16 protein-coding genes are annotated in these 21,403 nt (G+C 46.6%); 5 read left to right on the top strand and 11 right to left on the bottom strand.

The window, feature by feature from the left end:
* Positions 1-183: 183 nt before the first annotated feature.
* The 5 genes from VEA_RS21460 to VEA_RS21440 form a co-directional block, all read right to left on the bottom strand.
* On the bottom strand, positions 184-534 hold the full coding sequence (locus VEA_RS21460; RefSeq protein ID WP_006742236.1) for an ethanolamine utilization protein EutQ: 351 nt from the start codon (positions 532-534) through the stop codon (positions 184-186).
* Positions 531-1,847 carry an NAD(P)/FAD-dependent oxidoreductase gene (locus VEA_RS21455; protein ID WP_006742237.1) on the bottom strand — a complete coding sequence of 439 codons (1,317 nt, stop codon included), beginning with the start codon at positions 1,845-1,847 and terminating at the stop codon, positions 531-533. The genes VEA_RS21460 and VEA_RS21455 overlap by 4 nt, the downstream gene beginning before the upstream one ends.
* A gap of 12 nt (positions 1,848-1,859) precedes the next feature.
* Positions 1,860-3,293: an FAD-dependent oxidoreductase gene (locus VEA_RS21450; protein ID WP_006742238.1), complete on the bottom strand. Its 1,434-nt coding sequence runs from the start codon at positions 3,291-3,293 to the stop codon at positions 1,860-1,862.
* A gap of 142 nt (positions 3,294-3,435) precedes the next feature.
* On the bottom strand, positions 3,436-4,872 hold the full coding sequence (locus VEA_RS21445) for an aldehyde dehydrogenase family protein (protein ID WP_006742239.1): 1,437 nt from the start codon (positions 4,870-4,872) through the stop codon (positions 3,436-3,438).
* 1 nt (position 4,873) lies between these two features.
* Positions 4,874-6,061 carry an aromatic ring-hydroxylating oxygenase subunit alpha gene (locus VEA_RS21440; RefSeq protein ID WP_005392447.1) on the bottom strand — a complete coding sequence of 396 codons (1,188 nt, stop codon included), beginning with the start codon at positions 6,059-6,061 and terminating at the stop codon, positions 4,874-4,876.
* A 319-nt stretch (positions 6,062-6,380) separates the two neighbouring features.
* Between VEA_RS21440 and VEA_RS21435 the strand changes: the two genes are divergently transcribed.
* Positions 6,381-8,117 carry a BCCT family transporter gene (locus tag VEA_RS21435; RefSeq protein WP_006742240.1) on the top strand — a complete coding sequence of 579 codons (1,737 nt, stop codon included), beginning with the start codon at positions 6,381-6,383 and terminating at the stop codon, positions 8,115-8,117.
* A gap of 92 nt (positions 8,118-8,209) precedes the next feature.
* Here the strand turns inward: VEA_RS21435 and VEA_RS21430 are convergent, their stop codons facing one another.
* The 6 genes from VEA_RS21430 to VEA_RS21405 form a co-directional block, all read right to left on the bottom strand.
* Positions 8,210-9,136, bottom strand: a complete 927-nt coding sequence (locus VEA_RS21430; protein ID WP_006742241.1) for a LysR substrate-binding domain-containing protein — start codon at positions 9,134-9,136, stop codon at positions 8,210-8,212.
* Between the two features lie 247 nt (positions 9,137-9,383).
* A complete protein-coding gene (locus tag VEA_RS21425) occupies positions 9,384-10,748 on the bottom strand; it encodes a TrkH family potassium uptake protein (RefSeq protein ID WP_006742242.1) in 1,365 nt (454 codons plus the stop codon).
* A gap of 1 nt (position 10,749) precedes the next feature.
* A complete protein-coding gene (locus VEA_RS21420; protein ID WP_006742243.1) occupies positions 10,750-11,403 on the bottom strand; it encodes a potassium channel family protein in 654 nt (217 codons plus the stop codon).
* Positions 11,404-11,554: 151 nt separating this feature from the next.
* The gene (locus tag VEA_RS21415) at positions 11,555-12,253 is read right to left on the bottom strand and encodes a response regulator transcription factor (protein WP_006742244.1); all 699 of its coding nucleotides are present in this window, start codon (positions 12,251-12,253) and stop codon (positions 11,555-11,557) included.
* Positions 12,250-13,284 carry a sensor histidine kinase gene (locus tag VEA_RS21410; protein WP_006742245.1) on the bottom strand — a complete coding sequence of 345 codons (1,035 nt, stop codon included), beginning with the start codon at positions 13,282-13,284 and terminating at the stop codon, positions 12,250-12,252. Before VEA_RS21410 ends, VEA_RS21415 begins: the two co-directional genes overlap by 4 nt.
* A 236-nt stretch (positions 13,285-13,520) precedes the next feature.
* Positions 13,521-15,374 carry an ABC transporter ATP-binding protein gene (locus VEA_RS21405; protein ID WP_041853163.1) on the bottom strand — a complete coding sequence of 618 codons (1,854 nt, stop codon included), beginning with the start codon at positions 15,372-15,374 and terminating at the stop codon, positions 13,521-13,523.
* A 145-nt stretch (positions 15,375-15,519) separates the two neighbouring features.
* Here VEA_RS21405 and VEA_RS21400 point away from each other — a divergent pair, with 145 nt between their 5' ends.
* The 4 genes from VEA_RS21400 to fhuB are packed head-to-tail and all read left to right on the top strand — an operon-like array spanning position 15,520 to position 21,347.
* Entirely contained in the window at positions 15,520-17,625 is a 2,106-nt protein-coding gene (locus VEA_RS21400; protein ID WP_012842430.1) for a TonB-dependent siderophore receptor, read from the top strand.
* 52 nt (positions 17,626-17,677) lie between these two features.
* On the top strand, positions 17,678-18,463 hold the full coding sequence (locus VEA_RS21395) for an ABC transporter ATP-binding protein (RefSeq protein WP_006741907.1): 786 nt from the start codon (positions 17,678-17,680) through the stop codon (positions 18,461-18,463).
* Complete coding sequence (locus VEA_RS21390; RefSeq protein ID WP_006741908.1) at positions 18,454-19,383, top strand: iron-siderophore ABC transporter substrate-binding protein; 930 nt, start codon at positions 18,454-18,456, stop codon at positions 19,381-19,383. The genes VEA_RS21395 and VEA_RS21390 overlap by 10 nt, the downstream gene beginning before the upstream one ends.
* Entirely contained in the window at positions 19,380-21,347 is a 1,968-nt protein-coding gene (gene fhuB / locus VEA_RS21385) for a Fe(3+)-hydroxamate ABC transporter permease FhuB (protein WP_006741909.1), read from the top strand. The genes VEA_RS21390 and fhuB overlap by 4 nt, the downstream gene beginning before the upstream one ends.
* The last annotated feature ends 56 nt before the right edge of the window (positions 21,348-21,403 follow it).

Here is a 21,403-nt window from a genome sequence, read left to right as displayed (position 1 = left end):
AGCCATACCAAGCATCTCGATATGGCTATCGTTAAAACTGATGTATATACCCAAATGACTTCAAGAAGGAGGCTTCGGTGACACGCCCTTAACGAGCGAGTTGATTTGGCTCACATACACTGTGAACGATTTTTGATTTAGCACGAGTAGAACTTCAAGTCGTTGTCTCGTCTGTAAAACAAATCATTTAATCCCGTGTAGCTCTTTCCAGTTTCCTGGATGAACCACATAGCCGAACAGGGCATGCCCACCATAAACCAGCTCGGTTCCTTCCGGGATCCACAGCATTTGACCTGGGTGAACAAGATGTGTTTCACCGTTTGCGGTCAACTCGAAACAGCCTTCAATCACAAAAATAACCTCATCATAAAGCACCGTCCAAGCCACTTGAGCGCCTTCCCATTTAGCAAAACCTACGCCAATGTTTGGTGAAATTTCCGGGCTTAACGCTCGGGCTACGTACGCCATTCCCGGCGTATCACCACGAACATTAAAATCTAGGTTTTTACTATCAACGAGTTTGACTTGCTTCATAATTCACTCCGGCTTTGCCATTTTGCTAATTGGATACGCGTTTTTACTCCCATGCCTAAAAAAGGCTCTGGCGGATTCAAACAAGGCATTCCTGTCACTTGCTGTATGTCATCCAATGATTTAGATGTCGCACCAACGACATAGTCAGCTAACAGCGTTCCAGAAATGGTTCCCCACGCAGCACCAACACCATTGTCACAAGCGCTGGCATAAACACCTTCATCTAATTGACCAAAAAAGTTAGTAAAGTTACGAGAGATGGCATATACCCCACCCCATGTGTGAGTAAATGGTACGTCGGCCAGCTCGGGGTAACGCGCCAAAAAGACTTGACGATGATCGTCTCGGATTTGCTCTCTGACTTTATCGTTCATGCTTGAGCCATATTTCGGCACGTGTTTGTAAGTATTTCGGATCAAAATACGTCGATCGGCGGTCATACGTAACGTCGTTCCCGCATGATCTGCTGGAGTTAAACCCCAATTCAGCTCACCTCCGTATCGTTGCATTTCTGCGTCGGTCAATGGACGCGTCCAGCTTGCAAACGTCATCACTGGCAGTAATCTGTTTTTAAGGTAACCAAACTCACGAGTAAAAATGCTGGTGCCAAGTAACAGTTCAGTGGTTTCAACAGAACCACTATCTCCATGTAATACCCAGTAACCGTTTTCTTTACTGAGTTTGCGGATTGGCGAGCTTTCTAACACCTCGACATTCTCTGGAAGGCTTTCCCCTAGCCCACGCACCAGAGCAGCAGGTTGCATTAAATAACCACCTGGCGTGTAAATTGCGCGGCTGTAGTAATTTGTCCCTAAGACTTTCGCCAGCTCACTGCCATTAACATGGAAGTATGGTTCGCCAAGGTCTTTCATTAGGTGCTCAAAGTGATCGAGATACGCTTCACCGCGCGCCCCTACGGCTCCTTGATATTTGCCCTTTGCTGACCATTGACAAGAAATACTGTGCTTCGACACTAAAGTGTCTAGCTGAGCAATCGCAGAACGGTTGAGCGATAATAACTTTTGTTTGTGCTCAGGATCGGGATGCTCAAGTGAAAACTTATGAGGCAAATCGATCACAAAGCCCGAATTTCTCCCTGACGCCCCTTGGCCGATACGTTGCGCATCAATCAGTATAATTCGTGCGTTAGGCTGAAGCTCAGCTAAACGTCTTGCCATAGCTAGTCCAGCGAAACCGGCACCTAGCACGGCATAGTCAGCAGTTTGTTTACCTTTTAACGCTGGTTTTTCTGCAATACTTGGCAACGCATGGTACCAACCACATGTTGCATCATCATTGGGTAAATGAATCATCTTCTTTCTCCGTTACGCTGCTGACAGTTTCAATGACAACTGATCTAGCCAAGGACCACGTAATGACTGTACTTTTCTTCCTAGCAACGCAAAGCCAAGCATCGTTCCCTCAGGAGAATAAAACGCAGCGGTCAATTCATCTGCCTGACTCTCGATATACCATTGTCCCAGTTCGTTCGGGGCAACCGGGAAAATAGTGAGTGGAAGAATCGGCGTTTTTACAATCACAGGAGTTGGCGTTAACGAGATTGACGCGACATCGCCTAGCAAGCTTTTCGCTACGGAAGGAGTCATTTGATTAATCGGCGCAATATACGGCTGCCAACCTTGCTCAGTTTCAACACAATCACCTAGCGAGTAAATGTTCTCATCACTCGTCTGGCCGAATTGATTCACTTTAATGCCGCGGCCCACTTCTAGCCCTGCTTGCTCAGCCAGCGATACATTTGGCTTGAGCCCAACCGCGCTTAGCACTAGGTCTGCTTCAATCTGCTTGCCACTGTTTAGATGCAAAACCGCGCTTGATTCGGACCTTGGCTCGATTCTGGCGATACTGTCTTGTAGAGCCCATTGCACGCCTCGATCGGCAAGTGCACTTTGTAATGATTCACCCAACTGTTGCGGGATCAAACGCTCCATTGGCCATTGACCTAACCCGATAACTGTTACTTCATAACCGCTTTCGATCAGGTCATTCGCGAACTCACAGCCAATTAAGCCATCACCTAGGATTGCGATGCGCTTTTTGTCTTGCAGCTCCGCTCTGAAACGCCGGTAATCAACTAAGTCGTTCACACTCATAACACAAGAGCGATCACCCTCAATTGGGATTTCAATCGGTGATGCACCTGTTGCCAGTACCAAGCGACTGTAGGCGTATTTACCGATGGAGGTATGTAGCGTTGAATTGGCACGATCGATATGTTCAACGCGGGTATGCGGGTAAACGCGGATATTGAGACGGCTTTCCCACTCCAACGCGCTTTCACTTTGTAGCGCGTCGCCGTCTTTATTCATGACCAGTGCATTAGACAAGGCAGGCTTGCTGTACAGTGCGCCATCATCAGCGGTAAAGACAGTGATCGGAACCGTTTCAGATTGCGCTCTAAGTGCCGCTGCCAACTGGTAACCACTGTGGCCACTACCGATGATAACGATAGGGTCAGCTGAAAATATAGGCTGAGTGACTTCAGATGGAAGTGGCTGAGCCGCATTTGGCTGAACAGACGATCCTACCGACACCGAAGACACTGCCGCGACCTCTTCTACTGGCGCATCGTCGGTGATTTCGATCATTTCAAAATCGGCCTTACCCACTAAACAGTCGGGGCATAACCAATCATCCGGCACATCTTCCCATGCTGTTCCTGGTGCAATGCCATCGGATGGCCAACCTTGTGCTTCATCATAGATTAAGCCGCAAATAATACAGAGCCACTTTCTCATCACTTTTACTCCAACTACCTTGTTCAGAATTTCCGTGTTTACAAACCGCTGTCAGATTTGTAGCGATTCCATCAACCTCGCCCTAGCTTGTGGTCTGAAATCCAAGCCGGTGCGAGGTGATGAAAATCAAGTTACACGGTAGCTATACGTTGCTGTCTTGCTGCAAACGAATGGCAATATTGCGTGTCTGGACATAGCTATAAATCGCTTCTTGTCCTTTTTCTCGCCCAAACCCGGACAAGCCCACGCCACCGAATGGTGTTTCGATGCCACCAGCAAACCATTCATTGATGAACACTTGTCCACCACGCAGTTGCTGTGCCACACGCAATGTTTGGTTTAGGCTTTCACCAAAGACACCAGCAACCAGGCCAAAATCAGTGCCATTCGCGATATCGATCGCTTCGTGTTCAGTTTCAAACGGTGTAATTACCAGTACAGGGCCAAACACTTCTTCTTGAGCAATACGCATATCTGGTGAGGCTTCAATCACCGTTGGTGCCACAAAGTAACCCGATAAATCAGGTGCGTAGCCACCCGTTAGGATATTCGCGCCGTCGGCTTTTGCTTGTTCTATCATTTCAAGCACGCGTGCTTGTTGATCAGCCGATACCAACGGTGTGATGTCCGGCTGGCTTTCGCCTTGACCAATGGTTAGGCTTTTTGCCATTTCCACAACCGCCGCTTTTACTTCTTCATAACGCTCTTTTTGAATCAGCAAACGAGACATTGCCGAACACACTTGACCAGCGTTAAAGAAAATACCGACCTGAACGCTTTTCAAAAGTGTTTCGAGGCTCGCGTCTTTCAGCGCGATAGCAGCCGATTTACCACCCAGCTCCATCACCGATGGAGTAGCGCGTTGCGCTGAATCTTGCAGGATGCGTTGGCCAGTTGGAACGGAACCCGTAAAGACAATTTGATCGACCTCTTGGTGCTGCACCAAATGACTGCCAACGACTGAGCCTTTGCCACATAGCAAGTTAATCGTGCCTTTTGGGAAGCCCGCTTTTTCAATCGCTTTAATCAACAACGTCATGGCAAGTGGAGAAATCTCTGGCGATTTGATCACCACTGCGTTACCTGCGGCTAATGCAGGTGCCAATGAACGTGCACAAATAGAGACAGGGAAATTCCACGGCACAATCTGCACTGACACGCCAAACGGCACATATTGAGTGAAGTCGACATAGTCTTTACCCAACGGAATTGACGTGCCTTCCAGCTTGTCGGCCATGCCAGCGTAGTATTCGAAGTAACGTGCCGACTCTAAAAACTCATCTTTGGCATCTTGCAAAGATTTCCCATTTTCACGACAGGCAACTAACCCACCTTCATCAACCATTTCACGAATAGCTGCGGCGGCTTTTAACATCCACTCGGTTCTGACGGCTGGACGAACGTCCGAAAGAAGGCCTTGATTGACTACTCGACGTGCCGCTGCCATTGCGCGATCTGCATCGGTGATAGTGGCTTCTGCAATCGTCGCATACGCTTCGGCAGTGCCAGGATTCATGACGGTCAGCGCTTGCTCTGAATCGCACCACTCACCATCAATATAATTAAGGTAATGCATCATCTTACTGCTCCAATGCCGCTTTCACTTGCTTTGCCAACCAGGTTTGGAAGAAATGCGTCGGAACATCCATTTCTGGTGAGAACACGCCACCACTAAAGCCAGGTGAGTAACGACCTTCCTGCATACCCTCGACCGCTCCAATATCTTCGCCGAACACGACTCGCCACGACTCAACGGTAGCAGTACGACACGCAGCAAACTCATCTTTCGTTGCTTCATCACCCACATAGAAAACACGTAGGTGCTCAACACTCTTATTCGCAGTGATTGGTTCAATCATCATTGCAAAGGCATGATCGGCTTGAATACCAAGCAACACGTTTGGAAAGAGTGCAACGTATTCTGCATGACGCAGTTTATCTTCTGGCCAGCTTGGAAATTTAGGTAAGTGTGTTCCTGCTGTATCTGAAAGGTTGTACGCGAGACTACCTTGACCAGCAAAGCGCTCTGCAAACATGATGTTGTAGTGATCCTCTAGGCGAGAATAACTGTTCAAACTCGGATGCACCCAAGGTAAGTGGTAAGCCTCACAGTAGTTTTCTACGGCAAGCTTCCAGTTACTTTTCACTTCGATCTCTAAGTTGCCACCCATGTTCACGCGGCGAAGAAGACCTAACCCATCTTCACCTAAGAACTGCTGCCAACGTTGCTCTAGCGGCGCGATATGATCTTCAAAGCTTTCTGCATTGCCCGATAAGTTAACGAATACCATGTCCATCCAAACGGCTGAACGAAGTGGCTTAAGGCCGTGTTTTTCACACTTAAATCGATCATCTTTGTGTTTTGCGATACCACCGATGTGTGGTGTGCCTTTTAGATTGCCGTCAAGATCGTACGTCCATGAATGGTAAGGACAGCGAATCATGCCTTGAACTTCGCCTGCCTCATGCACCAGCTTCATACCACGATGACTACATACGTTGTGGAAGACTTGGACTTCACCTTGACGATTTCTCATCATGAGTAGTGGAAGATTCATGAAATCAAGTGGCATCACATAGCCATTTTTAAGCAGGTCTGATGCAAAACCAATGCATACCCAAGTGTTACCAAACACCTGATCACGCTCAAAAGTAAAATACTCTTCGCTGGTGTAGGCCTGATTCGGCATTCCTGTTGCTTCACTGATTGGGTTCAGTACATTATCAACAAGTTCAACAGGAATAATGGTTTGGTTGACATTGCTCATATTCTTATCTCCGAGAGTCGAGTTGCATCCAGTGCGTACAACATCGTGTTGTGTTAGTGGAGATGATTTTGATTAACAACCCAGCAACAAACAAACGACTTTTTCGCCGGGTTTGGATGAGTTTTTGTCATTCATGCATTGATCTCAAACAACAAAATAACCTTTTAATTAAAAAGGTTCTTCTTGTCATGATTAATACTCATTAACCGATGAGTATTAATCAGTTGAAACACAAAAGCCCTCTCTCTACTCTCTTTCAAAAATTAACAATAACGCAACAAACAATAACGCTAAAACAAAAGCACTGTGAGGGATGCCTATGAGAGCAACATCTGGGATATTGAAAGGACTCAATCCGACTGTGACTATCGCATCAAAGATCGTCGTTATCGGTTTTGTACTTTTCTGCGCCATTCTCGCCAACCAAGCGGGTCAATACTTCGAAACGATTTCCGGCATTTTGCTGCAGAATATGAAGTGGTTTTACATCGGACTTGTTTCACTCGTTGTCGGTTTTCTTCTTTACCTTATGGTTAGTCGATATGGGCATATTCGTTTGAGTAAAGATAACGAAAAACCAGAGTTTAGTTATTTGTCTTGGGTATCCATGCTTTTTTCCGGAGGCATGGGGATAGGCTTAATTTTCTGGTCGGTCGCCGAACCGATGTGGCATTACGCTGACAACCCATTTACTCAAGGCCTGACCAATGAAGCCGCAACAACATCAATGAAACTGACATTCTTTCACTGGGGTCTACATCCTTGGTCTGTCTTTATCATTGTTGCACTCGCATTAGCTTACTTTTCCTACCGTAAAGATCTGCCTTTTACCCTACGCTCTATCTTGTACCCTTTGATTGGCGATCGTATTTATGGGCCTATCGGGCACACGGTTGATATCCTAACAGTCGCGGTGACTGCTTTCGGTATCTCTCAAACCTTGGGGATGGGAGTTATCCAAATAAACTCTGGTTTGAATCAAGCCTTTGGTCTAGACATTAGTTTGGGGATTCAACTCTTTATTATCGTTTCCCTTTGTACTTGTGCGGTTGCGTCGGTGCTATCTGGTGTAGGGAAAGGTATTCGCCGTTTATCAGAATGGAACATGCTGCTTTCACTCGCACTCGTGCTGGTCGTACTTTATATTGGCCCAACTCGCTATATCTTAAATACGCTACTTGAAAGCACGGGGCTTTATGCACAAAACATTGTCGGTATGAGCTTATGGAGCGATGCACAGAATGACTCTGGCTGGCAAAACTGGTGGACGGCTTATTACTGGCCTTGGTGGATGACTTGGGCACCTTTCGTTGGCATGTTTGTAGCTCGTATCTCTAAAGGACGCACAATACGTGAACTTATCGGTGGCGCATTAATCGTACCTACGCTAATCACGTTTTTATGGATTTCAGTATTTGGTGGTGCAGCGTTGAAGGTAGAGCAAGACGCTCGTGTTGCTCATCAAGAGCAAGTCACTGCGGCACAAGAAGCCAAACAAACACCACCTGCGGATTTTTCTGGCGGCCCGATTCTTGAAGCGACTAAAGCTGATACGACACGCGCTTTGTTTACGCTATTCGACAATCTAGATACAGGTATGTTTGGTAAACTACTTAGCGTACTTGCGTGTTTATTACTCGGTACTTATTTCATTACCTCCGCTGACTCAGGTACCTTAGTTCTATGTACCCTCGATGCCGCTGGACACAGTGAGCCTCCTACGTCTATACGGGTACTATGGGGGATCATGATCGCTGCCATTGCGGGAGTACTTCTATACGCAGGAGGGTTAAAAGCAATGCAAACGGCCTCCATTATTGCCGGTTTCCCTATCGCCATTTTTATCGCGGTGATGAGCTTAACGCTGTTCCATAGTATTCGACGCGAACCTAAGCCATGGGCAATGCTGCCTGAGCATGTTCACCCAGAGCAAGAGAAACTTGATGGTCCTGTTGAACCGCTTGTTGAAAGCAAAACAGTGGTTTCCGAGCCTATCGCTTCAACATCCTCACTAAAAGATGATTCCACACTTAATCAGGGACCAGTACTAAGTTAGTGCGTCGTTTCATCAATCAATTAAAAAAGCGGGAACTGATATTCCCGCTTTTTTAACATTACCAAACTCTGTTATTTTCTCTGCTTATTGATTTAAGCTAAGCCTCGATCACCTACTTCATCTGGCAACTGATGCAAAAGCCATTCTCTAAAACGTTTGACGCTTGCTGGGATTAAACCTCTATTTTTAGGTTCAAGCATAGAAAAATTGGAATGTGTTGAAAGAACATGCTCGACTGGCCTAACCAAAGCGCCGCTTTGTAAATAGTCGTCCACTAATGAGCCCCAGGCTAACGCGATGCCCTGACCATTAATTGCCGCTTGTAACAGCATTGGATAGTTATTGATGTTCATGCGATTACGAGGCGAAATATTTGGCAACCCCACACTCGCAAACCACTGCTCCCAATTCACCCAATCTCTTTGAGACTCTTCCAGATAGAGTAACGTTTTATTGAAGATTTCTTCTGGCTCACTAGGCTGGCCGATTTTCTCTAAATAAAGCGGGCTACACACAGGGAATACTTCTTCCGAAAATAGCGTTGTCACATCCATTTCCGCAGGTGGAGTGCGACAATAAAACAAGGCGATATCGCAATCTAATCGGCGTAAGTCCAACACATTATCTGAGGCCAATATCCTTATATCGATGTCATCATGTTCATTTTGAAATTGAGCAACCTTAGGCAACAACCACAAGGCTGCCATTGCATTTGTCGTCGCAACCGTGATCTTTTGTTCGCCCTGCCATTTCTTCACTTCACCCGTGATTTGAGCAATATCGAGCAAAGATTGGCTGACAGCTTGATAATATTGAAGACCTGTAGGCGTTAAGTTAATGCTTCGATTGGCTCGCGTGAACATAGCCTTGCCCAAGTATTCTTCTAATTGTCTAATTTGGCGACTGATGGCACCTTGGGTCACGTTTAGCTCGTCAGCGGCTAACGTAAAACTCAAGTGCCGCGCCGACGCTTCAAACGCAACGAGGCTATTTAAAGGTGGGAGGGGTTTGATTTTCATGTATCTTCCAGTAAGGCAGTATTGTAATTATTTTTATTCCCGGCAATCTTATGTTGCACGTGGATAATGCCATTCTGGACAACACCTCAAAAACGACAATTTATAAATGATAAAAAATAGAGATGAATCATAAATTGTTGTGAGAGAGACTGCCGTATACAGTTTCGTGGCTACAACGAGCACAAAAAGAGGAGCAGTTACTCCTCTTTTGCCCAGCCTTTTGCTCACTTTCTTCGAGTTAGCCCATTTACCCTATTGCCAGTTTAGTACTCGCGTAACGCGCTTTTTTCTTTCTTGGACTGGCTAAGAAGTACGCCAAAGTAAGGGGCCCTAATCGTCCCATAAACATCATGAAAATGATCACTAACTCACCCGGTTCGGACAAACTGCCCGTTAAGCCTCGCGATAACCCAACCGTACCTAGCGCCGAGACTGCTTCGAAGATAATGTCTAACATAGACGCTCTCTCGGTCAGTAACAGCGTGAATATGGCAAACCAAGTCACCCCCACCGAGATCAGAGTCAGCGCCAATGCCTTGCTGATGGTCTCTTTGGGAATCTCGCGTTGAAAGGCATAGGTTGCTTCATCGCGACGCAAATAGCTGTAAGTTGCCAAGACCAACACCATAAATGTCACAACTTTAATGCCACTTGCCGTGCTCAATGATCCACCGCCAATAAACATCAACACTAGAATGATCGCCGTTGTAGCATCTTCCAACTGATCGATAGCTAAAGTATTGAACCCCGCCGTTCTTGGCGTCACCGCTTGAAACCACGATGCCCACCATTTCCCTGCTTCGCTCAAAGGGGCAAGCGTGTTGGGGTTATCATATTCAATCAGGTAAATGGCGATAAGTGCCACCACATTAATGATCATCGTGCCTAAGATCATCATTCGACTGTAAACGGTGAGTCGGTGCCAACGGCGATTGCGTTTTAAGTCAATCCAAACCGAGAAGCCTAAACCACCAATAATGAACAAACTGGTAATGGTGAAGTTAACGACCGGGTCGTCCACGTAAGGCATTAAGCTATCGGCACTCAACGCAAAACCTGCATTGTTAAACGCACTGATGGTGTAGAAGAAACCATGGAACAAACTGGTTTTCCAGCCCAGCTCTTCACTCCAATAAACGCTCAAAATAGTGAAACCAATAAGTTCAACGAGCAGAGCGAACATCAATACAGATTTAGCGGTGGCAATGAGTGTCGATGAGTCAGTTTGGTTGAACGCCTCTCTCGCGACGGCTCGCTCCAAAAAGCCAATTTTTCCGCCCAGAGCCAGCAAAGTCACGATGGCAAACGTCATCAAACCTAGGCCACCACATTGAATCAGGAAAGCAATAACCACTTGCCCAAAAGGCGTAAACGCCGTGCCCGTGTCCACCACAACTAATCCCGTCACCGTAATGGCCGATGTCGCAGTAAACAGGCTTTGAATCCAAGTGATGGGCTCTGTGGTGGCAATCGGCAGTTTGAGTAAGACAGTGCCGAGAATGATCAAGCACGCAAAGCTGAGGCTAAGTATCAACGGCGGTGCACCCAATAGTTTTTTGCCCGCTTTGGGTTTTCGCTCGATCGGGATAATAGAGGGATGCCACAAAACCATGTTACACCAACCTTGGAGCGACGTACTTTAGCTCAGCGCGACTACCGCAAAGCAACAACGTGTCGAACTCATTAAGCACAAACTCATCATTGATATTGGTGTAGACGGCTTCTTCGCGCTTCACCAAGATCGGCTGAATGTTGTAACTGCCTCGGCTGATCAACTTAGAAAGCGGCGTATCGTGCAGATTGGATTTAACGTGGATTTCCACCACATACAAACCATGCCCTATTTCTAAATAGTTGTTCACCATCGGATAGTTGAGTGCCTGCGCGACTCTTACGCCCATCTCCTCTTCCGGATGAATAATGCGTTGCACACCAAGCTTAGACACGATGGTGTGGTGCGCTTTAGTGCTCGCTTTGACCCAAATGGATTTCACACCCAGATTTTTCAGCGCCAGAGTACACAACAAACTGGCTTGCATGTCTTCGCCAATCGCCACCAACAGCACATCACTGTTCGCTAACGCTAACTCTCTGAGTGCACCTTCGTCTGTTGCGTCACATATGACCGCTTGCGTTAACTCTTCGACGTATTTTTCGACGATTTTCGGGTCGCTATCCACCCCCGTTACGGTGTGTCCAAGATGAATAAGTTCTAAGCTGGCGGCAACGCCAAATCGCCCTAAACCAATTACTGTAAAGTGAGCCATATCAATACCTAACTGTGTTTTATGTATAGAAAATGCTAATGCGTTAAGGGCTAGACTGATTTTCCGTCGCGGAAAATAGGCAACACGAAACCTGTTCGAGTGCCGATAACCAGCACTAAACCTTGGCATTAACGTTGATTAAATTTGGAATTTAGTGGTGCTTGGACGTCTCAAGCACTAAACGATAACCCAGCCCCGGCTCGGTTTTTAATAGTCGCTGTTCGTCAGCACTATCGTTCAGTTTTTTGCGTAGTTGACTCACTAACACGCGTAAGTAGTGAGTATCTTCGACATGACTTTTTCCCCAAATTACCGATAGCAAATGAGTTTGCTCAATGAGTTTTCCCGGCTTGAGAATCAACTGTTCAATGAAAGAAAACTCTTTCTTGGTGAGTGGAATTTCCCTCTGATCCAACCAAAATTGGTGAGTACTTTTGATGATTTTGACTCGGCCAGCCACCAGCTCATCAGCGACGGTTTGCTCATCCACCAAATCTCGAACCAGCACTTTGATGCGCGCGATGAGCTCTTTTACGCCGAAAGGCTTGCTCAAGTAATCATTCGCGCCCGCTTCTAAAAGGCGGATTTTTTCCTCTTCTTGATCGCGAGCTGTCAGCACTAGCACTGGCGTTTTATAGGTCTGACGGAGCGTAGTGAGAAACTCCGTCCCATCGCCGTCGGGCAAGCCTAAATCTAGCAGAATGACGTGCGGCGAATGCGCTTCGAAACACGCTTTGGCTTCTGCAATGGTACTCGCGCCAATGTAATCAAACCCTTCAGCAGACAGCGAAATTCGAATAAAGGTATGAATGCGAGGCTCATCGTCCACGACTAAAACTTTGTAACTCACGCCTGCTCTGCTCCTTGATTGAGTGGAAGTCGAATGCGGATCAGCGTCCCTTCTGATACTGGCATAGATTGAATCTCTCCTTGGTGTGCGGTGATGATGCCTTTGGCAACCGCGAGTCCCATTCCGGTTCCTGAATCGGCCGATTTGTTGTTCACGCCGGAATAGAAAAGGTTGAATATTTTTTCCGCATCTTCAGCTTTGATGCCAATCCCCATGTCCCGAACATCAATCACGCACGACGAACCCTGCTTAGAAAGTGAAACCTCAACAGATTCATTCTCTGGTGAAAATCGCATGGCATTATCCAACACATTAAAAATCGCTTGTTCGATGAGCGAACGACTTACTGACAAATGACCAACGGAATCATCTATATTCATGGACACTTTCTCGGTGTAATTCGGCAAACGAGAAACCGCATCCCGAACAATATCTGCAATCGACTCGTCTTTTTTGGTAATTTTTAATGTACCGTGCTGGAGCTTAGTCGCCTGTAAGAGGTTCTCGATATATTGATGCAAGCGGTGGCTTTCTGAAGTCGCACTGTCGAGCAATTCTTTACGCTCTAAGTCATTGAGCTTGGGCATGTACTCGTTGAGTGTGGTCAATGTTCCAATAATGGTTGCCAGCGGCGTGCGTAGGTCATGGGACACCGATAGCAGGATGCTGTTTTGCAGCTTGGTTTGTTTTAACTCGCCCTGCTGGCGACGATAAAGATCTGCAAAAGTGCTGGTGATAAATGCCACCACCATAAACACGACTAGATTAAAAATGTCTTCCGGACGAAGCATCTGCAAAGAGTAACGAGGCGTCGTGAAAAAGAAGTTGAAGCTCAACGCTTCGATCACCGCCGCCGCATAAGCGAATCGCGAGTTGTATTGAAACGCCACCACCACAACTGCTAACTGCAAAATCAGCAGGACCGCAGCGGTAGAGCCAAACAATTGGTCCAACAGCCATGAGGCCACAACCGCGCCAACAATCACGATGGCAGAAAAGAGAAATGTGTTATCTCGCCAATGAGCAAACATAAAGTACATCAACCAAAATTCGATGCAGAAACTTTAGCAAAAGCCCATTCGGAGTTCGCGTAAAAAAAGCGTAAAAAATGCAAGAACGACAGTGAGTTATAGACATAACCATCATTAAGTTGGCCTAACTTAATGAATAATCACAAGTAAACGTCACCCATTGACGCCTACTAACTCGGTATAAACGGCAGACATAAAAAAGAGGAGCATTTGCTCCTCTTTCGTGTAGCGTCATATTAGATGACTTGCAGTTGAGCATCACCTTGCTCAGACAAAAAGCCGCCGGTTTGATGCTTCCACAACTGAGCGTAAACACCACCCAATTGCAGCAGCTCGTAATGCGAGCCTTGCTCAATGATTTTGCCGTCATCCATCACAATCAAACGATCCATCGCGGCAATCGTTGATAAACGGTGAGCAATCGCAATCACAGTTTTTCCTTCCATCAGAACTTCAAGGTTTTCTTGAATTGCCGATTCTACTTCTGAATCAAGTGCAGACGTTGCTTCATCCATGATCAAAATTGGCGCGTTTTTCAGCAGCACGCGAGCAATCGCCACACGTTGACGCTGACCACCAGACAGCTTCACACCGCGTTCACCCACTTCAACGTCATAGCCAACGTTACCTTGCTCGTCTCGTAGAGATTGAATGAAATCATGGGCATGTGCTTTCTCAGCAGCTGCGATAACGGCATCCATTGAAGCATCTGGATCACCGTAAAGAATGTTCTCTTTAATTGAACGATGCAGCAAAGAGGTGTCTTGCGTGATCATACCGATGTGTTGGCGAAGCGACTCTTGTTCGACTTGCGAAATGTCCTGTCCATCAATACAAATCTTACCGCTATTTACGTCGTAAAAGCGCAGCAACAAGTTGACCAACGTGGATTTACCTGCCCCAGAGCGACCGACAATGCCGACTTTTTCGCCCGGTTTGATAGTCAGATTCAAGTTCTCAAATACTGCCTTCTCATCACTGTAGTTAAAACCTACGTGATCAAAGCAGATCTCACCTTGAGAGATTTGCAGAGGCTTGGCATTTGGTATGTCTTTTACTTCGACGTCGTTTGAAATCGTATTAATACCGTCCACTACCGTACCGATGTTTTCAAACAGTGCACTAACTTCCCACATGATCCACTTCGACATTCCTTGTACGCGCAACGCAATACTAATGGCAATCGCAATAGCACCAATTGTTACAGCGTGATCTAGCCATAGATAAACCGAAATGGCACTGATAGACATCAGCAGTAAATAGTTGATGGCATCGACACTAAACAGCAAACAAGTCACCATGCGCATTTGGCGGTAAACCGTCACCAAAAATTGCTTCATGCTGCTTTCTGCGTATTCCAACTCTCGCTGTGAATGAGCGAATAGTTTTACGGTAGAAATGTTGGTGTAAGAATCGACAATGCGTCCAGTCATTACAGAGCGAGCATCCGCTTGCTCTGTCGCTACTTGTTTCATTTTAGGGATAAAGTAGAACTGGATAACCGCGTACATTCCTATCCAAATCACAATAGGCAACATCAGCAAACCATCGGCCTCGCCCATCATCCAAAGCATCGAAAGAAAATAAACGCTGATATAAACCAGTACATCCACCAACTTCATGACCGTTTCTCGTACCGCTAACGCACTTTGCATCACTTTGGTCGCAACTCGGCCTGCAAAGTCACGTTGGAAAAATCCAACCGCTTGTTTTAGCAAGTAACGATGAATCAACCAACGGATAGACATCGGGTAGTTACCCAATAACGTTTGGTGCATCACCATTGAGTGGACAAAACCGAGAGCTGGCATCACAACCGCCACTAAGAACAGCATCATTAGCATGCGATCACCCTGATCTTGCCAGAATGTTGCGCGATCCTGATTAGAGAGAATATCGACGAGCTCACCCATATAACGCAACAGCGTCACCTCAGTAATGGCAATAAGCGCACTGAACACAGCCATGACAAGTAAAGGGGCTTCAAAGCCACGAGTGTAAAAGCGACAGAAGCCAAAAAGTGTCTTCGGTGGCTTTTCGGTTTCCATCTGGGGAAAGGGTTGGGTCAGTTTTTCAAACCAATTGAACATAACAACGACTTTAAGTACCGCGAATGAATTTGCGAACGTTTTACTATCTTTTGATACAAAAGTCAGTAAAATACCGAAACAAAAGTTCAAATGATAATAATTACAATTAAGCTTAGCGTTAATCATAATTGTCGGGAATATATTTATGACAAAGAATAACTCACTAACCATCGCGATCCGTAACGCGTTGGTCTGTGCTTTGGCACCAACAGCAGCAGTGGTTGCATTCACAGCACAAGCTCAAGAAGACGTTGTACAAGATGACATTATTGCAATGGAGACCATTACGGTCACCGCGCAAGCACTTAAAGTAGAAACCCCTGCGGCAGAAACGCCGCGCAGCGTTTCTATTATCTCTGAAGACGAGCTTCGCGTTCGTGCACCGCAAAAGTTGGACGAAGCATTACGCTACACATCTGGCGTAACCGCTCAGCCTTATGGCGCAGACAACGACACTGATTGGTTCAAAGTTCGTGGATTTGATGCAGCGACTTACCTAAACGGCAACCGCCTATTCCGCGATGGTTACTACACATGGTTGGTCGAACCTTACGGCCTAGAAAGTGTGGAAGTGGTTAAAGGCCCATCAGCTATTCTGTTTGGTGAATCGGCACCAGGCGGTATCGTGAATGCTGTACAGAAAAAACCAACGTTTACGCCTCAAGGCGAAGTAAAAGTCGAAGTAGGCAACAACCAACACCAGTCTGTAGGTTTTGACATTGCTGATGAAGCAAACGACGCTGGCACAATCCGCTACCGTTTGGTTGGCCTGATGACAAGCCAAGATGGCGAACTGGACGGCACTAACAACGAGCGTTTTTATCTAGCGCCAAGTGTCGAGTTCGACATTTCTGACCGTACAATGCTGACCGTTTTGGCTACTTACCTTCGTGATGACGGTGTGCCAACCAACCCATTCTTCCCAGCAGCAGGAACTTTGATTGGTTCTAACTTTGGCAAAATCGATCCTTCGACTAACCTTGGTCAGCCAAACTACGATAAATACGAACGCACGCAGTTCTCTCTAGGTTACTTGCTAGAGCACGACATCAATGACACGTGGTCATTCTCTCAAAACCTCAACTACGGCTCCAATGAGTTGTACTTGCGCAGCTCTTACGCATTCTCAAACAACGATCCTGCAAAAGAAGAATTAGCGCAAGGCATCGTATTCCGTGACGGCAAAAACCAGAGCATCACATTCGACAATAACGCTGTCGGCAACTGGATGACAGACAACGCAGAGCACACGGTGCTTGTCGGTATGGATCTGCAATTCCACAAAACCGATGGCGACGAGCAGGACAACTACGCGTTTGGCACCATCAACCCGTGGAACCCAGTTTACGGCAACTTCACCCCTCTTGATCCTGCCAACAACGTGAAACGTGAGATTGAGAAATCTCAAGCAAGTCTCTATTCGCAATACCAATTGAAACTGCATGAACAGTGGATTGGTAACGTGGGTGCTCGTTACGACTGGGTGAAAACAGAAAACTCTGGCAAAGGCGCTACCGTTGATCAAAGTGAATCTCGTGATGATGGTCAGCTCTCTCTAAGTGCGGGTGTGATGTACCTTGCAAACAATGGCCTGTCACCTTACGCAAACTACTCTCAGTCGTTTGAAGTGATCAGCACCATTGATGCGGCAACCAATGAGCTATACAAACCGCTGGAAGGCGAGCAAGTAGAAGTGGGTGTGAAGTATGAGCCAAGCTTTATGGATGGCTTTATCAACCTTGCATGGTTCGACATCACGCAAAAGAACGCGTTGGTGACCAACCCATCAACATGGATTGCGACACAAACAGGTGAAGTGACATCTCAAGGTATTGAGCTAGAAAGCACGGCGCAGCTAACCGACGATCTAAAACTGATGGCAAGCTACACCTACACTAAAGCGAAAACAGATGAGAGTTTTGGCCAAGGTAAAAAACAAGCCGCACTTATTCCTGAACACCAAGCTTCAGCATGGGTAGACTACAGCGCCTACAGCCTGATTCCAGGCCTCAATATCGGTACTGGTGTGCGCTACGTAGGTGAATCAAAAGATAACCCTAAGAGCTCGAACCTAACTGTTCCTTCAGTGACTCTTTGGGATGCGTCAATTACTTACGACATCACTTCACAGTGGCAAGCACAGCTAAACGTGAACAACATTCTGGATAAAGAGTTTGTTTCAGGTTGCGATTACTGGTGTTACTACGGCCAGTCTCGCTCTGTCATGCTAAACGCAAACTACCGCTGGTAATTGAACTTCCTACTCCCCTCTCTTGAGGGGAGTTTTCTCCTGAGAGCCATCCATGTTTCAACTGTCTAATATTGAGATCGTTCGAGGTGGACGTCAGATCCTCGGCATCGACCAACTAAACATCCCAACGAATGAACTAACTGTCGTTTTGGGCCATAACGGTTCAGGCAAATCGACACTGGTGAACCTGCTTTCTGGTCAAATGTCACCAGATAAAGGCACGGTAGCATTAAACGACACTTCCCTTTCATCACTCAAAACCAAAGAGCTGGCAAAGCAGATAGCCTATTTGCCACAAAAGCTGCCCTCCTCGGCTGGTTTAACAGTAGAAGAGCTAGTGCGCTTAGGTCGCTTTCCGTGGCGTGGCGCACTTGGTCGCTGGAAACCTGAAGACAAACAGATCATCGCTGAAGCCATGGCTCGCACTGGCGTAGCTCCGTTTGCTCAAGCATTAGCGGACGATTTATCGGGTGGTGAGCGCCAACGAGCTTGGGTGTCTATGCTGTTGGCTCAACAATCGCCAATTTTGATCCTAGATGAGCCGACCTCCGCGCTCGATGTTCACCATCAATTTCAACTGATGGCGCTACTTGCAGAGCTAAATAGAACCGAGAACGTAGGCATTATCGTGATCCTGCACGATTTGAACTTAGCACTGCGCTACGCAACGCACATTGTCGCGCTCAAAAAAGGTCAAATTGCCTTTGAAGGCAACGCCGACATGTTGTTAGATGAAGCGCGTTTGTCTGCACTTTACGAATCACCAATTAAGCTCATTGATCATCCAACGCCAGCCAACACATTGGCGAGCCAAAAGGTGGCTGTTGTATGCGCATAGTGGCTCGTTTACTTACTTTGGTTATGCAATCTGCCTTCCTATCGGCATTTTTTATGACCAACGCATATGCAAAAATCACCATTATCGATGAATATGGTGAGCATAGTTTTGAGCAAGCGCCACAACGCGTTGTTGCCTTAAACTGGGACATCTTAGAACAAGTTTTGGCGCTAAACGTAGAACCAATCGCAGCCCCAAATTTACCAGGCTACCGCCAATGGGTCGTCAATCCAACTGCACCAGAGTCAATTGAAGATATTGGAACCCGAGCCGAGCCCAACTTAGAAAAAATCGCCAGCTTGAAGCCAGATGTCATCCTTGCTGCGTCTCCACAGCAAGACTTGATTCCGTTACTCAAACAAATTGCTCCGGTTATCTATTTACCTAATTTTTCTGAAAATGAGGCTGCGGCCGAGACTGCTATTAGCCACTTTCGTACGCTTGGCAAGCTATTCAATAAAGAGGCACTTGCTGAACAGAAACTGGCACAATTAGACACATCATTTGAGCAAATGCGCCAGCGAATTCGCCACTATTACTCTGAGCCACTCAGTGTTCTGGTGATGCGTTTTTCAACGCCGAATACGGTGTTTCTTGCAACCGAAAATTCCACCACAGACTACGTGGTCAGAAAGCTGGGATTACAGACTCCAATTAAAGAGGCTCCACGCGCGTGGGGCGTAAAGCAAGATCGGATTAATCGACTTCAAAACCTTCAAAACAGCTACGTTCTCTACGTACAACCTTTCCCAGAAGAACGCAAACTGAAAGATTCACCACTTTGGCAAGCGATGCCGTTTGTAAAGAAGCAGCGGGTAAATTCAGTCAGAGCAGTGTGGGCGTATGGCGGTGCCATGTCTTTGCAATACACCGCTGAAGCGATTACCGACAGTCTAATAGAGTTGGCACCAAAGCAATGAGAACGAAACATTATATTGGTTATCTGGCGCTGATTACGTTACTTAGCGTCTTTAGTCTACAAATTGACACTAATTTATCACTCTTCGAACAGTGGCAATTATTAACAAAACCAGAGGTAGCGAGCGAATTTCGTGACGTATTTTTTACGCAAGCTCAGCTTCCTAGGTTAAGTATTACCCTGCTTGTTGGTGCCATGCTTGGTCTCACCGGCAGCTTAATGCAGCAATTAACGCAGAACAACCTCACCTCGCCGTTGACTCTTGGCACCTCTTCTGGCGCTTGGCTTGCATTAGTTGTGGTAAATATTTGGTTCGTCGATTGGGTAGCCGATTACTCTGCATTAGCCGCAATGGCGGGGGCTTTAGTGGCGTTTGGCCTGATCGTATCAATTGCCGGTGTGCGTAATATGACAGGTTTGCCGTTGGTCGTTTCGGGGATGGTGATCAATATCTTGCTCGGTTCTATCGCCACAGCCATTATTATTTTAAACGCTCAGTTTGCACAGAATATTTTTATGTGGGGAGCAGGAGACCTTTCTCAATACAGCTGGGATTGGTTTGAGTGGTTATTGCCTCGCTGCGCTATCGCAATCGTAATTTTGATCGTCGCACCACGTATTCTGACTCTAATGAAACTAGGGCAAGAAGGCGCAGCAGCCCGAGGCTTAGCGGTATTACCTGCTTTTGGCACGTTAATGGTGATGGGTATTTGGCTGGTATCTGCCTCAATCACCGCCGTTGGGATCATCAGTTTCATCGGATTATTGACCCCCAATATAGCCAGAGCAATGGGGGCAAGAACGCCGCGCGACGAATTGATCAGCAGCATGCTACTGGGCGCAATGCTATTAATCATCACCGACTCTGCCGCCATCTCGCTAAGCTTATGGTTAGAGGAAACCATTCCTAGCGGCGTAGCGGCTGCTGCTATTGGCGCTCCCGCTTTAATTTGGTTTACTCGTAAAAAGCTGACGGCAACCGATCAACTTAACCTTTCAATGAGCCAAGGAAAAACGGCGCTTTCTAAACGCGCGGTATGCAGCATTGCGCTATTCAGTCTGGTTGGGATTCTAGCTTACTCATTCGTTACCCATGGTATAAACGGAATTCAATGGTCTGTGCCAGGTGAGTTCCAATGGCAATTGCGCTGGCCGCGAATGTTAACCGCACTTTCTGTCGGTATTGCTCTATCCGTTGCCGGAATCATTTTGCAACGCATTGTTTACAACCCTCTGGCAAGTCCCGATATTCTCGGTGTGTCTTCCGGAGCCACGTTTGCCATTATTACGACCGGAGTCATCGCTGGGTCACTTCTCTCCGCATTCAACTGGGGCATCGCTTTTTTCGGAAGTATGTCCGTCTTGATGTTATTGCTGATTATCGGTAAACGAAGCCATTTTAATCCATCTAACTTCGTGTTGTCCGGCATCGCACTAACGGCACTATTAGAAGCCCTCGTTCAATTTTCGCTAGCTCAAGGTTCTGGTGACAGTTACAAAATTTTATTGTGGCTAACTGGTTCAATTTATCGAGTCACAGCCGGCACCGCACTGATGCTATGTTTGGCCATAATAGTTCTGCTTACCGCTGTATTCGCGATTTCTCGCTGGCTAACATTAATTTCCATCGGACGACAATTCTCAAATGCACGAGGACTTAACCCCACCGTAGCCAATACGCTAATGCTCACCATCGTTGCTTTATTATGCGCCTTTTCTACCGCTACAGTTGGTCCGATATCTTTTGTTGGCTTGGTCGCTCCCCATATGGCGATGATGTTAGGAGCAAGAAAAGTGAAAGAGCAACTAAGTGTCGGAGCCTTAGTTGGTGCAACCCTAATGTTGTGGGCAGATTGGCTGGGACAAATCGCTATTTATCCAAGTCAGGTCGCAGCTGGCACATTGGTCGCTATTTTAGGCAGTACTTACTTTCTGTTTTTAATGCTGAAAAGTAAATTCAGCTAAGTATTCAGGGAATATAGTTAGAGCTGGAAATACCGTTAGAAAAACAAACCCCGCTA

The sequence above is a fragment of the Vibrio antiquarius genome (assembly GCF_000024825.1).
Taxonomy (GTDB): domain Bacteria; phylum Pseudomonadota; class Gammaproteobacteria; order Enterobacterales; family Vibrionaceae; genus Vibrio; species Vibrio diabolicus.
Note: the sequence above shows the minus strand (reverse complement) of the source record. Positions and strands in the feature narration are given on the sequence as shown.

Excerpts from the sequence above, each read along its gene's own strand:
- VEA_RS21460 (WP_006742236.1), bottom strand. The coding sequence starts at position 534 with ATGAAGCAAGTCAAACTCGTTGATAGTAAAAACCTAGATTTTAATGTT.
- VEA_RS21455 (WP_006742237.1), bottom strand. The coding sequence starts at position 1,847 with ATGATTCATTTACCCAATGATGATGCAACATGTGGTTGGTACCATGCG.
- VEA_RS21450 (WP_006742238.1), bottom strand. The coding sequence starts at position 3,293 with ATGAGAAAGTGGCTCTGTATTATTTGCGGCTTAATCTATGATGAAGCA.
- VEA_RS21445 (WP_006742239.1), bottom strand. The coding sequence starts at position 4,872 with ATGATGCATTACCTTAATTATATTGATGGTGAGTGGTGCGATTCAGAG.
- VEA_RS21440 (WP_005392447.1), bottom strand. The coding sequence starts at position 6,061 with ATGAGCAATGTCAACCAAACCATTATTCCTGTTGAACTTGTTGATAAT.
- VEA_RS21435 (WP_006742240.1), top strand. The coding sequence starts at position 6,381 with ATGAGAGCAACATCTGGGATATTGAAAGGACTCAATCCGACTGTGACT.
- VEA_RS21430 (WP_006742241.1), bottom strand. The coding sequence starts at position 9,136 with ATGAAAATCAAACCCCTCCCACCTTTAAATAGCCTCGTTGCGTTTGAA.
- VEA_RS21425 (WP_006742242.1), bottom strand. The coding sequence starts at position 10,748 with ATGGTTTTGTGGCATCCCTCTATTATCCCGATCGAGCGAAAACCCAAA.
- VEA_RS21420 (WP_006742243.1), bottom strand. The coding sequence starts at position 11,403 with ATGGCTCACTTTACAGTAATTGGTTTAGGGCGATTTGGCGTTGCCGCC.
- VEA_RS21410 (WP_006742245.1), bottom strand. The coding sequence starts at position 13,284 with ATGTTTGCTCATTGGCGAGATAACACATTTCTCTTTTCTGCCATCGTG.
- VEA_RS21405 (WP_041853163.1), bottom strand. The coding sequence starts at position 15,374 with ATGTTCAATTGGTTTGAAAAACTGACCCAACCCTTTCCCCAGATGGAA.
- VEA_RS21400 (WP_012842430.1), top strand. The coding sequence starts at position 15,520 with ATGACAAAGAATAACTCACTAACCATCGCGATCCGTAACGCGTTGGTC.
- VEA_RS21395 (WP_006741907.1), top strand. The coding sequence starts at position 17,678 with ATGTTTCAACTGTCTAATATTGAGATCGTTCGAGGTGGACGTCAGATC.
- VEA_RS21390 (WP_006741908.1), top strand. The coding sequence starts at position 18,454 with ATGCGCATAGTGGCTCGTTTACTTACTTTGGTTATGCAATCTGCCTTC.
- fhuB (WP_006741909.1), top strand. The coding sequence starts at position 19,380 with ATGAGAACGAAACATTATATTGGTTATCTGGCGCTGATTACGTTACTT.